Genomic DNA, 15,727 nt, shown 5'->3' with positions numbered 1-15,727 from the left:
TCATTACCTTAATCGAACGCAGGGGAGGTTCGCTCCCCTGCAATGTCGGCCCGCAAAGCTGAACGGTCAATGACCTGCGACATCACGGACCTGTCACTAGCGCGTTCAGAAGGCGTGTTGTTCCGCAAGAACCGCAGCGCCACCCGCACGCATCTGCTCGGTGCGGATACGCTCGATGACCGCTTCCGCCGTCGGATCGCCCAGAATGCGGCCCACGCGGACAAAGGTCTGCGCCGCCTCGCCCGAGGCACCAAAGGCCATGGCCAAGGCTTCCCACGGGTTTTGCGGGGTCGGATAGTATTTGAAGCGGACACCCTCGGCAGTGGGGATGTTGGCCAGTTGGCGGGCCTTCTCGACGGCTTCGGTGACGCCGCCCAGCTGGTCAACCAGCCCCAGTTCCTTGGCTTGGCTGCCGGTCCAGACGCGGCCACGGGCGATTTCATGCACCCGTTCCGGCGACAGCTTGCGGCCGCGGGCCACGCGCTCGACGAACTGCTGGTAGATGCGGTCCATCGATGCCGACAGCGAGGCACGCTCGGCCTGATTGAACGGGCGGGTCACCGTATAGGCAGCAGCCTCATCACCACCGACCGACAGGTTGCGGACGTCCACACCGAAACGGGCCAGAGCGTCGGCAAAGACGACCTTGCCGCCGAACACACCGATCGAGCCGGTGATGGTCGAGGGCTGGGCCACAATCCAGTCGGCTTCCGAACTGATCCAGTAACCGCCCGAGGCCGCATAGGCCCCCATCGACACGACGACCGGCTTGCCCGCTTTTTGCGCGGCACGCAGGGCGGCCAGAATCTGTTCCGACGCATCGGGCGAACCGCCCGGCGAGGAGACGCGGAAAACGATAGCCTTCACATCCTTGTCTTCGATCGCCTGATAGATGGCGCGAGCCATGTCGTCGGAGCGGATGTCTGACGAGCCGCCAAACAGCGAGTCAGAGCCGCCACGGCCCGTCATGATCGAGCCTTCACCGCCGATGATGGCCACCGCCGACTTGGCCTTGGACGAGGTGCCGCTGCGGTGGGTCTTGCCCGAGGCATAGGACGAGAAGCTGACGATCTTGGAGCCCTTGCCGGCCTTTTCTTTCAAATAGGCCTCGGCTTCCTCGACATGGCCGATACGGTCGATCAGCTTTTTCTCGAGCGCTTCGGGGGCCGTATAGGGACCAGCCTCGACCACCTGCTTCACGACTTCGGGTGCGATCTTGCGGTCGGCGGCAATCGCAGCCAGCGCATTGTTATGAACCGAGCCCATCCATGCCAGCATGGCTTCGCGGTGGGGCGCGGTGAAATCGGATTCCGTCATCTCATTGACGGCGTTCTTGTATTCGTAGCGCTGCTCGAAATCGGCGCGCACGCCGTACTTTTCACCTGCGCGGCCAAGGAACATCGCATCGCTCGACAGGCCGGTGGCCTGGAAGCTGGCCGTGTCCTGCATCCACAGTTCGTCCGCCGAGGCCGCGACCATATAGGACGACACCACAGCGCCCGAGGGCATGAAGCCCTGACTGTGGGCGAGCACCGGCTTGCCCGACTTGGCGAAGCGACGGATGGCCTGACGCAGCTCATCGGCATGGGCGGGCGTCATGCCGCCTTCCGGCGCGCGGATCAGCAGGGCTTTGACGTTGCCGTCATTCTCGGCCTGCGCCAGCACATCGACGACACGCATCACCGAGGTGCCAGACCCGAGCATGGCAAACGGGTTGCTGGGCGTCTGATCGGACAGTCCCTGACGCAGGTCCAGTTCGAGGACCGTATTGGCTGGTGTCGTCGGCTTTGATGCGCCCGCAGCTGCGGCCATCAGAACCACCAGAAAGATCACTGGCAGGATGACGAAAAACACCAGAAGCCCGGCGAATACGCCGAGCATGGTCACGAAAAACTGCTTCATTAGTATCGACTGTCCAATTGGGCCCACAGGCAAACGCACAGGCAGAAAGGACGATCCGCGAGGATCGCCCTTCCATCATACACACAGTGCCGGCCGTTCAGCCCACAAAAGGCGCGACTATTACGAAAGCGTAATCTGGAGCCTTAGCGCAGGTCGTAAACGCCGGTGATGTCGATGCTGACTTCCAGCTCACCGGCCTCGACAGGCGTCGCGTCTGCCGAAGCGGCGCGGGCGTACATGGCCATCTGCGGGGCAGGACGATAGCCGCCACCCTCGGTCAGGTTGCGGATGCTGCCCAGCGGACGGCCCAGAGCTTCGGCATAGAGGGCGGCCTTGGCCTGAAGCGCTTGCACGGCCAGACGACGCGCCTGATCCTCGGCTGCACCCGGGTTTTGCAGGCCGAAACTGATGCCATCGATCTGGTTCACGCCAGCAGCGACCACCGCATCGGCCGTGCGGCCGGTCTTGGACAGGTCACGGATGACCACGGTCACGCGGTTCACGGCCTGATAGCCGCGAAGGCGCGGCGACTGGTTTTCCTGATAGTCGTACTGGGCCGACAGGTTGAGACCCGAGGTCTGGATGTCGCGCTGGTCGATACCCGCACGGCGCAGCGCCTCGACCACGCGCGTCATCTGGGTGGCGTTGGTCTGCATGGCTTCCTGAGCGGTGGCGGCCTCGGTCATGACACCGAAGTTCAGCGTCGCCTGATCCGGCGCCACCTTGACGCGGCCCGTTGCCGACAGATTGAGAGAGGGCTGTGCCTGTTCCACGCTGGTCCTCACAGGTTGATCCTGCGCCATCGCAGGGGAAGCCATAACCGGCACCACGGCCAGAGCCAGTGCGGAACCGGCCATCAATGCACGGGAAAGTCGGGTCATCGGGATGTCTCCATCTGGTTTCACAAGGGCACATCACCGTTCGCGCAATGCCCGTTTCGCGAGCGGTATGGCACCCTTGCGGTGAACAGTCACAACGGATGGATGACAGGGTTCGTTCATCCAGACGACATGTTTCGGCCGCGATCCCTCTTCTCAGTCGGCGCGACTGCTGCTAGGCACGGCTTCCCTGCGAAAGCATGCTTCGGGGGCGTGTAGCTCAATGGTTAGAGCCGACCGCTCATAACGGTCTGGTTGGGGGTTCGAGTCCCTCCACGCCTACCACATCTTCCTTAAGCGATATCAGTAACTTAAGGACAGGTCGGATCCCCCTCCGATTTCCTGCAAAGACTGCCACCCAACACATCACCCAACGATACGGGTTTTTCTACGCATTTTCCGGCGCTTGCGTGGCAGCCCCCAATGGTGATTGCCGAGGTGCGGCATGAGTGAAAACTCCACCACCCTGGTGCGGCGGGGCCGACCAAACGTTCGCTATACCGCGATCTCAAATTCTCTAATCAACAATCTGTCGCTCAGCCCCGAAGCTAGGCTGACAATGATATATCTGCTGTCCAAGCCCGAGGACTGGAAGCTTCAGGTCAACGACATTCGACGCTTCCTCGGAACCACGGAAAAGCAGTGTGGCCGCAACAAAGCCTATGAGGTCATCAAGGAGTTAAAAGCTTCTGCCTACATAATTGCCATCAACGAGATTGCCGATAACGGTCGTTTCAATCGCATCACCTATTATGTGTTCGACGAGCCCCATCCGGCCCCAGAAGCCTTCATCGCTGAGCTACGGGCAACCTCTCCGATCCATGAAATACGCACCTCTTCGAGCACGAAGCAGGCCCCCGATTCACCGCGTCCCGATTTTAGGGAAACGGTCCCGTCACCGCGTCCCCAAAAACGGGATCCCGAAAAGAGGGACCTTACTAAAGACGGAAAGAAACAAACCACTGAAGCCCCCCTACCCTCCCCCAAGCTCACACCTCGCGAGGCTGTGACCGAGAAGGGTTGGGGGGATTGGAATTTCTCAAAGCTCTGGAACGAATGGCCCGAGAGCGAGCAACCAAGGGAACGTGGGCTGGCGCAAAAGCTGTTCTTGCAACTGCCTCTATCAGATCGGAAGGCCGCGATAGATTTCGCCAGCACCTATCGCTCCATCTCAGCCCATCGAGGCGAGCCCGCAGTGATGATCCCCTACCTTCGTCAGCGCAAGTTCGCTGAATTCGAGGGTGCACCAGAGTTCACATCAGATGGCTACTTCAGGATCTTGCCCTCGACACCCGAATGGGACGCTTGGGAGGTAGAGGGTCGTAAGTCCGTGCCACCAGCTATTTGGGCAAAGCAGGCCGCACTTGGCTATCTGCTGCGCCGTACCCGTTGGCCAGCAAAGGACAGTACTCCCAACCACAGCGGCCCAGCTAAATCGCGAGACGTTCAATGACTGGGTTCGCTCGTAAGTACAGAGCAAGGCGACCCGCGTCTTACGACACGGAGCCTTGCGAGGGGCGGCAAGCCTCCCCTTCGAACCCCTCACAGTCGAGTGGCGACGCTCCGCCGAATGGCAGCAACGTCGGACTTCCTACACTAGGCTCATCGGTAGTCTTTCGATGCACGCCTACCGAAAAAGCTCATCTTGTCACTCGGGCCCACGACGCAGGCGTAAGCATCTCCACCCTGATGCGCGAAGCCTTAGGCTTGGTGGATACGCGCCGTCGCCGTCCCATGCCCAAAGCAGATCCCGCATTGCTGCGCGAACTCGGACGGATTGGCGGTAACCTCAATCAGATTGCCCGCTGGCTGAATATCGCCAATGCAACCGGATCGCACACGGATATCGACGCACTCGTTGTGGCGACCAAGCTTGTCGCCATCGAACGGGCTATGACGACACTAACTGCCCCGACCACATCAGATCAGCCCCCATGCTGATCAAGTTCTTCAAAAACGGCCAGGGGTCGGGCGCAGGACCAGTCGGCTATCTGATCGCCCGCGAAGTTGTCGCCTACAGCGAAAATCGTGACGTTCTGCGGGACGACACGGGACGAGCAATGATGATTGCTCGAGACCCGCTACCCGAGGTCCTGCGAGGCAATCCAACTCTAGTCGAAGCTGAGATCGACGCTTGCCATCACCAATGGACCTACCGTTCCGGCGTTCTGTCATTCACGCGGGAGGACGCGCCAACCGAGCGTCAGCAGGCCGAGGTCATGGATGCCTTTGAGCGCTTAGCATTCGCTGGTTTGGAACGGGATCAATGGGATATCCTGTGGGTACGACACACCCATGAGGACCGCGTTGAACTCCACTTCGTGACGCCGAGAATGGAGTTGTCCAGCGGACGCAGCCTCAATATCGCGCCTCCTGGCTACCAAAAAGCTTTCGACGCCCTTCGAGATGTCGAGAACAAGCACCACGGCTGGGCCGATCCCGAAGATCCCGCGCGGGCTCGCGACGTGGTCAGCCTGATTGAACTGGCGCGGCGCGGTCAGGCCCGCGAGGTCATCCATGACTGGCTACTCGACCGCATTACTGCCGGAACTGTCCAAGACAGGCCCAGCATGGTCAGCGCATTGATGGAAGCTGGCTTTCAAATCCCGCGAGCAGGCAAGGACTACATCACCGCATTCGACGCCGAGACAAATGTGCGCCTTCGATTAAGGGGAGATATTTTCCGTGAAGATTGGACCAGAACGGAAGCCGCTGAGCGAGCGCTTGAACGCTCAAACGAACGAGACCGCAACGCAGAACAAGGACTTCGAGGCGAAGGCCAACGCCTTGCTCAACTCGATCCTGACGAACTTCAAAACCGATTGCGAGCATTTGAGCAGCAACGCGCTGAGTACAATCGAGGCCGATATGGCCAACCTCGTGCTCGCGAACCGCAGGGCCATCAGTGGGATCACAGCGACGATGCGCGCAGACCTGAACTTAATCCGACAGCTGACGCGCATCGGACCATGGCTGTTCACAATCTCGCTGATCCTGCTGATCGCCATCAGCTTCGCTGTGAGTTGGTTCTGGGCACAGGCAATGATCAGAAGCTCGGAAGAGAACGCCCTCTTTCGAGCAGGGATCACGACTTATCAGACACCAGCAGGCGAGATGCTGATCGTGGATCAAACCAAGCTGAACCTCGCGACTTGCAAGTTGCAAGGACGAACGGTCGCCTGCATGCGGCCGACAACCGCGCACTAGGCCAATCGCTACTCACCCCAGAAACCAAAGCCCCTGAAAGCCCAAAAGATGGACATCGCCGACTCCAGATCCTCCCCGTTGACTGGACTGGAGAGAGAATTGCTCGGCTACGTCGAGCGGTTGACGATGGCCTCAGAAACATCGGCGACACAGTTCGCCGAGCTGGAGCGACGCTCGACCGGACAGATCAGCGAGCGACTGACCGCATTGGAAGAATGCTGCGGCTTGCTACTGAGGTCTCAGATCAAATTGGTCGACGCCTTCGCCAGTTTAGCCGTCACCTTGAGTGGTCCCGCGAGCTTGGGGCAGGCTCTAATCGAGACGGACGAGGCTTTGAGAGAAGCCCTGCTGGTTCTGAAATCGCGCACGACTTAGGCTCAAGGCGCTCAGGCGCACCTCAAGCAACCCGCCCTACTCAAACCCTTAACCGCAGCGCAGACCGGTCGCGCTGAGCGATCACGTGCGCCTCCTATGGGAAGCATTATGAACGTCTTCGGTATCTCAGGCACGCGACTAGCCTTCATCGTCACCACATTGGTGCTCGGACCTATCTTGGCCGTGTATCTCCCGCACGTCTGGCCTTACTTTCATGCAAGCACGCCCAAGGCGTTCTCGTCCGTAGGAGCGTGTTTTGCCCTCTTATTACTTTCAGGCGGGCTATCTAACACCGCTCGTAAGGCCTGCTATCTCGGTACTGCCTTGGCGGCGTTGGCTTGGAGCTGCCTAGCCCTCAGCCCTTTCTACGATCTGACTAAGGTCTCTTGGCAGGTTGTCCAAAACTCGAAGGCCCATGGTGCAGATCCGTTCGCTAGCTTCACAGCCGGATCAGCATTCTTCAGAAGCCATCTTCAAGCTTCCGAGACGGCCTATCAAACGAGCCTATGGCTAGGGATCCCTCCTCTGGTGGGAATAGGTTTCGGGCTCATCGCCTACAGAGCCGCAGCCTTACAAGATCGGGTTTCCAAATCAGGCCCTTGGTCCGCACGCTGGATGGAAGGCGGTCAGCTTCGCTACTTAAAAAGTCGCCCCGTCGGCCTCCCCCTCGGTATCAAGAATGGAACCCTGCTGCGGTATGAGCCCAGCCCCGCCAAGGGCTGGCGCGGCGGGCATCACCTAGCAATCGCAGGCACCCGCGCAGGCAAGGGCGTATCCGTAGTCATCCCCGCGATCATCGACCATGACGGGCCTATCGTCTGTCTAGATGTTAAGGGTGAGAACTTCGCCGTGACCCGCCGTTGGCGCGCTGGGCTAGGTCGCCGCGTGGTCGTACTCAACCCATTCGGGGTGATCGAGCCTGCAAGAGATGGTTTCAACCCGCTCGACTATGTTCGAGACACCCACTTGGTGCGCGACATCGACGTACTCGCGGAAGGCTTGGTGCGCCCTGAGCACGGTGCAGCCAATCACTTCTCGGAAATGGCCCGCCAGATGATCGCCGCCACTATCGAAGTGGTTGTGACACAACATATAGCTACCGACCGAAACCTCGTCACGGTAATGGACAGCCTACTCTCAGCAGGACTCACAGAGCGACTTCAGGCGTGGTCTAACGCTCCCAAACGGTTCGGAATGCGGCCAGCCCAGGCAGCGGCAGCTCTACTCTCCGCCGGCGAAAACGAGCGCGGTGCGGTTATGACGACCGTCAAGAAAGCGTTCGAATGGGCGCGCTCTGATGAAATGCGCTCGTTCCTGTCGCGGTCGAACACGAACTTTGATGACCTCCTCGACGACAAGATCGACATCTTCATCGCCGTGCCGCTCGATCAGCTCGGTGCTCAGGCTGTCTTCATGCGCCTGCTGATCAACATTGTTTTAGGCACAGTGGTCCGACAGGACGGCCATCGCATCGCAGAAAAGCGAATTCTTTTGGTTATGGATGAGTTCGTGCGAATGGGGCGGATGGAAAAACTTCTCGACATCGCAAACGTCGCAGCAGGTTCCGGAATCGAGGCCGTCTTTATCACCCAAGACAAAGGTCAGATCGAAGCAGTCTACGGCAAAAGCGACACTGACAGCCTCTTAGGTTCTTGCGTCACCAGCCGCATCTTCGGACTAGGCCGCCTAGAAACCAACACGGCCGAATGGGCGGCAACCGCGCTTGGCGAGCGAACTGTCATAACCCGCTCAATACAAGCCCCCACCAAACTAGGTGAGAAGCGACGCGTATCCACTAGCGAGCAAAGACAACGCCTCCTGACAGCTGACCAGATCCTTGCGATGCCTGCCGATGAGATGCTGTGCCTCATAGGCTCGAAGCCTCCACTGCGCCTTACTGCGCTGGTCTCACATACCCACCCGTCCTACCTAACCAAGCTCGACGCCAATCCCACACGGCGAGCCTAACGATCACTACAAATAGCAATATGCTTCATCAAATTTCGACGGCAAGTTGAGCCGCGATTTGTGCCGCTAGAGCGATTTGGATTTCCGTATACAGGTCCACATCAGCCCCCTCGGCATCAATCTCAATCACAAGACTGTAACGGGCAGTCTTCGGTTCATCGCCTCGGCGCAGTTTGGACTTCCACCACCCTCCAACAGGATGGACGGCCATTAGTGAACGCCTCGCTAGATCGCTTGCAGCGCAGATGATCTCATCGCGATGAACGGACCCGACATCGCGACGTCGCGATCCAAACCGCCATCCATCTTGATCACCACCCATCTGCGGCAAATCGAGGCCCTCATCCTCTGCTGCTGCAGCTCTATTGATCCGAGTTTCGAACTGGGCATCAGTTTCATCGGCGCGTTTAAGCTTGAAGCGAAGGCCATGAGATCCATACTGCAGCTTACGACCACGTGCCGCCTCAGCTGGATTAGGCTCGATGAATGTCGACAATGTTACGCGCAGAGTCACCTCGCGCGCGCCCAACTCACGCAGCCGCTCCACAGGCCAAGGTAGTGCATGCATCTTAATTTGGTTGTGAACGGCCTGCCCACCAGTAGTGCTCGGCGCATACGGTACGATGGTGTCCTCGACAATAAGGGTGACGGCATCATCTGCTGATTTAGCTGCGCGCGTTAAATCGGGTACGCCGTAACCATATCTCTGAAACAGCGGTTCATAGTGCCCTTTGTTCGGATTCTGAGGCAAATGCGCCCTCATTGGCGCGGTCCACCTGGCAGACGCTACCAATAGAGCGCGGATCGTTTCCGGCCACCGCGTCGGATAGAGCGACCAAGTCATTGCGGCTAAGCGGCCTGCTAGTGCAGTTGCTGCGCTAGTTGCCTCGATTGTCGCGAACTGTTGGCCAGTTGGAGTATTCGATGTCGACAACAAGCAAAGGTCGTGATGGGCATAGGCAGGGGGGAATCTATCCATCAGAAGATTTCCGCCTTCCAGTACAAAATCTGGCTTCAACGGCCAGACAGAAGCCCAAGACGCCGTCTTGCTATAAGGCGAGAGATCTCCAGCTCTTGCCAAAGGCGCGCCCACGCTAGGGTCGATTACAGCCTTGTCGGTATAGGCTCCAACTGTGATCGCATTCCACGCTTGCCCAGGCGCTTCGATCTCTTGATCATGATGGTCGCATACTGCGTGATAATTCGCCGTCATATGCAGTCGTGGCGGTACGTTCCCGGCACTTGTCACTATGAGACGAGGATGGGTCTGTAGGCCCGACCTCCCGGAAGCCAACTGATCAAGTTCTGTAGACCAAGAGGTCGGCGCTCCATCGTGAGGATGGTCATCTGATGTGCTAGTCGCGAGAACGAAAACCCGGCGGCGCTCCGCCGACACCTCGGCTGCATCGATGCCATCGCGTGTGACGGCACCGAGCAGATGATGCGGATTAATACCTGCGTCCGGTATAATCTTAACAGATTCAAGCCTGTGCGGAATATCTATTACAGCGGCGGTCTCAAGCGCTGTGGTCAAATCGCCATAAACGGCTAGCCCCGCCATACCCGATCCGTGCCCCATGACATCTTCAGGCCCCCACCCCAATTTCGCGACAAATCGGTCTTCAGGTGCTAACGCGGGATCGAGCAGGGGGTGACCAAGCGTCACCCCTGTGTCCATCAGGGTCACATGTACAGGATTATCAGCAGGATCGCAGAAAGCCGTTCGCTCAAGCAATTCCGCACCCCACAGGGGCTGCTCTTCTACAGGCAAAGAGTCGAAGAAGTCAGCTGTCGCAGCGGGTTTCGCCAAAGCAGTAACCATAGCAGGAGTACTGCGTATCAACTCAGCTAGAGCGTTTCTGGAAGCAGTGACCCTAATCACCGTCTGTTCGGGAAAATAGAGACGGTCGGCGGCGACATGTAGATTGGCCGCTGCTGCTGCGACTTCGAACGCTTGAGTTTGATCGGCAGTGAGCCAAACTTCCCAGTCAACGACAGCATTTGCTTGTGCCGGAAAGGCGTCCCGCGGCCCCCGCCACAGCGAACGTAACCGAGCCGGCTGCAACCGACCAATGCTTTGCACAAGATCCGCGTTTTGAGGTTTTCCCTTGCGCGTCTCTTTGTCACGAAACGCTTCAACTTTTCTCTCAAGGGTGGTCAGCGCGGCTGCCGTGGCGAAGAACACCAGTTCTCCTTGGCCGGCAAGTTCGTCATCAGTCTTATGTACGTTGAGAAGCTTGAGCCCAGATTTGTTGAACTTTTCAGAGTCTATCGGCTCGTTGGGGCGCCCAGTGAGTTCGATATAGACACCAGCTCGCCCTTCAGCCGGTCTCAGCTCCTGAAGCGCGTCAAGAATGTCGGCTGCATGTTGCCCACGATCAGGGACATTACTTGGACGGCGCCCGCTGCCCGCGCCGGTGGGGCGGAACTTTTTGGCCGTCCCCGTTATTGGCACTAGGATGTGAGATTTGTCGCGTGGAGCCATTCGTATCGCCGATTAGCTGCAACGTCCTTCGGCGTTCGAAAGCATCGAGGAGCGCAGGAGTAGAGATGGTATCGAGGCCCGACAACACAGCACGACGCGCAGCATCTTCAGTGCCTCTAACAAGATCTGCCGTAGACAATCCGCCTGCAGCAGCGGCCAATTGTTTCCAAGCTATGCGACCGGTTTTAAAGCCGTTCAGTCGACGACGAACAGTTTGTTCGATCGCATCGGCATCGGGCAGCTCGTAACGAAGAACAACATCAAACCGACGTAGAATCGCTGAGTCGAGCAGTTCGGGTACATTGGTGGTGGCCACAATAATAGATGGCCCCGGGTCTTCTTCTAAAAACTGCAAAAAAGAATTCAGAATACGACGAGCTTCGCCGACGTCATCACCACGCGTTCTGGATCCTGCCAGCGCGTCGATTTCGTCAAACAAATAGACTCCGCGATTGGTGCGCACCGCATCGAAAATTGTTCTGAGCTTAGAGGCCGTCTCACCGAAATACTTAGTAATCAGTCCGTGCAACAGCACGGTATACATAGGAAATTTCAGCTCTCCAGCAAGCGCCGACGCCGTCATAGTCTTGCCTGTCCCTGGAGGGCCAGACAAGAGAACGCGGCGACGAGGATGCAGCCCACGCGCTTCCAGCCGATCCCGTTGCCGGGTCTCCGCGACAAGATGGCTAAGTTCATCTTGTATTGTAGCGGGAAGAATTAAACTCGCGAGGCGAGTCGCCGGGTAGCTGGTGCCCACCAACTCGCCCAGTTCACCGCGAGGTGCCGCGAGCAGCGTGGGTTGGGAAGAATGTGCTCGGCTAGGACTTTTACCAGCATCAGCCCAGGCACGAAGTTGCTCTGCAAGACGGACATGGCCCTTCTGATCCTCAGCGGCAGCAAGCTGCATAGCGAGGTCGAAGAAGCGGGTCTCGTCCCCTTCTGCGTGACTCTTGATGAGTCCAATGAGCTGCTGCGCGGAGGCCATTTCTTAGTCTAACAAATCAGTTCTTGATGAGAGGTTGATCGCCAGATTGCACTCTACGCGTGGCGGAGGCATGGCGATAGTGGCGAGAAATACCAGCTTTGAGAACTATCAATGGCAGAAACCTCGCTCTAAAAAGGGTCAAGCTGCCCGGCGCGCGACATAGCGGCCGTCGGGAAGCGGCGTAATTTCACCGTAGCGGACCAATGTTCCAAGGGCCTGATGGACACGTGGCTCGATCTTCTTGCCGGCGTTCTTGAAGGCGCGCGACACGGCGGCGGCGTCCATCGGATGGCCAGATCGTTGTAGCACAGCGCGAATGGCCATGACCTGTTCGCCCTTGTCCTTTGGGAAGGCCGACAGACCGCTCGGCTCCTTCACACTGATGGGTATGACGGTTTCTTCCAACTCCATCTCTCGCGTCTTTCCTACGGTGCCCTTGGCGAAGGGAGCGATTTGATAATCGGGGCGCAGCCAGCGGACTTGGCCGGCGACCTCCTCCGACGCGCGTTCGGCGTTCAGAGCAACCAGACGTTCCAATGTTTGCTCGTCGGTTAGGTCTTGAGGCCAACCATAGGCGCTGGCTGTCGCCCGGTCGATTTGGTCGTGCAAGTCCTTCAGGATCAGCACCCGCCCCCGCGCCTTAACATCCTCGTCCTTGGAATCCAGCGGGGTTCCGGCGCGGACCTTCTCCAGCACATTGTAGAGGCCAGTCAGGGTCAGGTCAGCATGCTCAGCCTGGACCATCTTGCGCGTAGCGTCGAGTTCCTCACCGAGGTCGCGGAGGTGGGCGCGGATAGCCTCCCCCGGATCAGGGAAGGGGAAGGGATCGAAGCAGAGCGTGTTGTTATAGACTGGATCATTTCCCTTACCAACGCGCCCGCCAATCGCTGTAGCCCAGTGGACGTGAATCCGGGACGATAACAACGCCAGAAGCCACGCATCCGCTGACGCGATTACACGTATCTTTTGATCCGGAAGGATTTCTGAACCGAGAAACGTAAACCACCTGTGTTTCGATGTTTCGGTGGTCGCGATGTATCTGGGAAGATCGGCGAGCGCTTTTCGCATGCCTGGCCGCGCCTCACCAAAGATCCACCAATTTTGCCGGTGGTTCTTTCGCGCAACTGTGTCTCGGAACGGTTTTACGTGCTCGAGTACGTGTTGAAACAGAGCTGGATGACCTTGCCTGGCCTCGACCTCCGACAAACCGAAGAAATCGATGATCTCCCGTGGGGGGCGGTTGTTCGTTAGGTCTTTCCCTGAGAGATACAAGCGAAGAACTGGCGATCCGAGATCGTCGATCATCTGGCGCTCTATCGACGAGAGGATAAAGCGCAAACTAACCGGTATGACCCCCATAAATGACAACCCATGATTAGCTTGAAGCGGCTTCGCCAGCGAAAGCATTGCACCGGTCGTCAAAAACGGCGTGACTTTGCCAAATGACGCAGGTGAGAGCAAATCGCTACCAACTTGACCATGCCTCCTGTTTTCTACTTGCTGCACCGCCCCCATGAACTTGCCTGCGGCTCCCACAGTCATGGCTATTCGCACGGATGCCGTGACATCCCCCTCTGTCCAAGGATGATCTGGAATCGCATAGACTAGTGAGATTGGTCGTTTTGCATTCAGACGGTCTTCAATAACGGAGCGATTGAACGCCATCGTGATTGAATTAGTGGTCACAAGGCCAAACCGCCGCACATGATTGGCAGCCGCCAAATCAGCAGACTTAGCCCACCAATACATCACGAAGTCTGCAGACTCAGTGACGTTAGACCAAGCCTTCCGCAGCGCCTGAACATAGCGCTCGGACAACTGATCATTCATGCGCTTGTTGCCGATAAACGGCGGATTCCCGACGATGAACTCCGCCTCCGGCCAATCTGGGCACCGCGCGTTCGGATAGACTTGGACCGCCTCGCCCTCGACCATCTCGAACTGCAACTCGGGATAGCCGTCCCAGGTCAGCACCGCGTCCTTCTGCTCAATATTGTCGAACGCCTTGAGGATCGGCTCGGCGGGGTGTTCGCGGCTATTCCGATAGTGCTGTTGCAGATAGCCAATCCATAGCACCAGTTCGGCAATGGCGGCAGCGCGGACATTCAACTCGATGCCCAAAAACTGGTGAGGATCCACTTGCCTGCCGAAACCCTCTGGTTGACCAAGCTCGGCTAGGGCTTCCAGAACCTCTCCCTCAAGCCGCTTCATCAGCTCCAGTGATACGTAGAGAAAATTGCCAGTGCCACAGGCCGGATCAAGCACTCGCGTTGAACAGAGGGTTTGGTGAAACTCGCGCACCACATTGGCTGCAGCGTCACGAGCCGCCTCCTTCAATATCTGCTTCCGCCTTGGGTCAGACTCCTGCTCAGCCACTTCATCACCGCGCTCTTTGGCATCAGCTGCCTTGACAAGTGCGGCGTTCCAGTCAGCACGCAGCGGCTCCATTACCGTAACCTCGACCAAACGCTCGACATATGATCGAGGCGTATAGTGAGCACCCAGTTTGCGTCGTTCGGACGGGTCCAGAGCCTGTTCGACCAGAGTGCCAAAGATGGCGGGTTCGACATAGCGCCAGTCATGTTTTGACGCGGCTAACAACTCCCCGATCTCTTCGCGCGTCATCTCAAAAGCGCTCGGATCGTGGAAAAGGCCACCATTGAAATGGCGTAGATGCGTCCTGAAGCCAGAGAAGAAACGGTTGTCGTAGACTGGGTCGTCCATCCGTTTCCACAGATCGCGCAACAGCGGAGCGAAGCTATCGGGATCATCCAAGCAATCGGTCAGCAGTTGAGTAAACTTGCCCTTTGGCAGCAGGTCCACGTCCTCGGCAAACATAGTGAAGATGCAGCGCATTAGGAAATGCGCAACTTCTTCCGGTGGGTGGTTGCGCTCCAGCCGGCGCGAGACGGCGGCTAGGCGTTCGGCAATCTGGCGCGTAACACGAGCAGACTCGCGCGTCGGGTCCAATGAATGCGGATCGGCCCAGATCGCTCTCAGACGGGCGACGATTTCTGGGTCGCGCAAGTCGTCCAGCCGGATACGGAAGCCCTTGCGGTCGGGGAAGTGCGAGTAAGCACGCCCCGAACCCGAGAAGTCGGCATAGATCTCAAACACATAGCCCACATCACAGACTATGATGAAGGGAGGGGCTGGATGGTCAGCGGGTAACCGAAAGACGTAGTCCTCGGCCTGGCGCCGAGCGTTTCGCATCAACACATCCCAGCGGCCTTCGCTGGCAGCTGTAGAATGGGTATCGGCATCGGAAAACAGGCGAAGCTGGTCCTCACGATGAGCGACGCGCGATTGTTTAGCCTCAAGGATAAAACAGCCGCGCTTGTAAAGGTCTATGCGTAAGGTGGCGGCAAGCCCCTCAGACTCTCGCCGCTTCACCCCCCGCTCAAAAACGTAGTCGTTAGAGCGCGTGTCGTCGCTAGCCGGGTCAGGCCGAGGAAGGTCCAGCGCCTCGCAGAGCTCCGTTAAAAACATCTGATAGTTAGCGCGTTCAGCTCCGCCGCGCGCATGACTCCAGCGTTCGATAAAATCTTTAATATCCAAGACCGCCCCGCTGCCTATATGGCTAGAAAAACACAGGGGTGCGCGCCCCCATCCAGTAGTTTGTATCCGCCAGATTAACCGAGCATAATCAAAACGCCATCTAGCCTCTGAAAACTAAAACAGCAGCTACAGGCCAAGCTACATCCCAGTCGGCAACGCCTACTTTTTGAATCCTGGCAACCGACAAGCAGACGTTCCTAGCCACCGCATTACGTCTCAAGTTCAATAAACCGATGCACTTCAGAGAATACCAGCAAGGACAAAAGTGCGCCCGGTAGAAACCCAGCCCGCGGCCGTCGCCACCCCCCCTCCCACTAACAGAGTGGACCTTCAAGCCCACGGGCAAACCAGCACCAACGGGGGTGTGTC

At 58.1% G+C, this 15,727-nt stretch carries 10 protein-coding genes, 1 tRNA gene and 1 pseudogene; 7 read left to right on the top strand and 5 right to left on the bottom strand.

All coding sequences use genetic code 11. The features are described 5' to 3' along the window. Positions 1 to 105: 105 nt before the first annotated feature. Together sppA and Q0Y42_RS09410 are read right to left on the bottom strand one after the other, a co-directional pair. The gene (gene sppA / locus Q0Y42_RS09415) at positions 106 to 1,902 is read right to left on the bottom strand and encodes a signal peptide peptidase SppA (protein ID WP_297802897.1); all 1,797 of its coding nucleotides are present in this window, start codon (positions 1,900 to 1,902) and stop codon (positions 106 to 108) included. Between the two features lie 143 nt (positions 1,903 to 2,045). Continuing rightward, on the bottom strand, positions 2,046 to 2,783 hold the full coding sequence (locus Q0Y42_RS09410; protein ID WP_297802894.1) for an SIMPL domain-containing protein: 738 nt from the start codon (positions 2,781 to 2,783) through the stop codon (positions 2,046 to 2,048). A gap of 206 nt (positions 2,784 to 2,989) precedes the next feature. Here Q0Y42_RS09410 and Q0Y42_RS09405 point away from each other — a divergent pair. From Q0Y42_RS09405 to Q0Y42_RS09375, 7 genes and pseudogenes are all read left to right on the top strand, one after another. Continuing rightward, positions 2,990 to 3,065 (top strand) — tRNA-Ile (locus tag Q0Y42_RS09405). A 160-nt stretch (positions 3,066 to 3,225) separates the two neighbouring features. Continuing rightward, complete coding sequence (locus tag Q0Y42_RS09400; RefSeq protein WP_297802892.1) at positions 3,226 to 4,233, top strand: hypothetical protein; 1,008 nt, start codon at positions 3,226 to 3,228, stop codon at positions 4,231 to 4,233. 236 nt (positions 4,234 to 4,469) lie between these two features. Continuing rightward, positions 4,470 to 4,721, top strand: coding sequence for a MobC family plasmid mobilization relaxosome protein (locus Q0Y42_RS09395; protein WP_297802890.1), 252 nt, complete (start codon positions 4,470 to 4,472; stop codon positions 4,719 to 4,721). Further along, a pseudogene (locus tag Q0Y42_RS14060) lies at positions 4,715 to 5,443 on the top strand (relaxase/mobilization nuclease domain-containing protein); the annotation flags it as partial. The gene Q0Y42_RS09395 and the pseudogene Q0Y42_RS14060, both read left to right, overlap by 7 nt. Before the next feature lie 22 nt (positions 5,444 to 5,465). After that, on the top strand, positions 5,466 to 5,987 hold the full coding sequence (locus Q0Y42_RS09385) for a hypothetical protein (protein ID WP_297802883.1): 522 nt from the start codon (positions 5,466 to 5,468) through the stop codon (positions 5,985 to 5,987). A gap of 48 nt (positions 5,988 to 6,035) precedes the next feature. Next, positions 6,036 to 6,362 (top strand): hypothetical protein, encoded by a 327-nt coding sequence (locus tag Q0Y42_RS09380; protein ID WP_297802880.1) that lies wholly within the window; start codon positions 6,036 to 6,038, stop codon positions 6,360 to 6,362. Positions 6,363 to 6,470: 108 nt separating this feature from the next. Beyond that, positions 6,471 to 8,330, top strand: coding sequence for a type IV secretory system conjugative DNA transfer family protein (locus Q0Y42_RS09375; RefSeq protein WP_297802876.1), 1,860 nt, complete (start codon positions 6,471 to 6,473; stop codon positions 8,328 to 8,330). Positions 8,331 to 8,358: 28 nt separating this feature from the next. Here the strand turns inward: Q0Y42_RS09375 and Q0Y42_RS09370 are convergent, their stop codons facing one another. The 3 genes from Q0Y42_RS09370 to Q0Y42_RS09360 form a co-directional block, all read right to left on the bottom strand. Then, a complete protein-coding gene (locus tag Q0Y42_RS09370; protein ID WP_297802872.1) occupies positions 8,359 to 10,815 on the bottom strand; it encodes a S8 family peptidase in 2,457 nt (818 codons plus the stop codon). Beyond that, positions 10,718 to 11,800, bottom strand: coding sequence for an ATP-binding protein (locus Q0Y42_RS09365; RefSeq protein ID WP_297802867.1), 1,083 nt, complete (start codon positions 11,798 to 11,800; stop codon positions 10,718 to 10,720). Before Q0Y42_RS09365 ends, Q0Y42_RS09370 begins: the two co-directional genes overlap by 98 nt. 138 nt (positions 11,801 to 11,938) lie before the next feature. After that, entirely contained in the window at positions 11,939 to 15,358 is a 3,420-nt protein-coding gene (locus tag Q0Y42_RS09360) for a DNA methyltransferase (RefSeq protein WP_297802864.1), read from the bottom strand. Positions 15,359 to 15,727 lie beyond the last annotated feature (369 nt).

It is taken from the genome of uncultured Brevundimonas sp. (assembly GCF_947305955.1).
GTDB lineage: Bacteria > Pseudomonadota > Alphaproteobacteria > Caulobacterales > Caulobacteraceae > Brevundimonas.
Note: the sequence above shows the minus strand (reverse complement) of the source record. Positions and strands in the feature narration are given on the sequence as shown.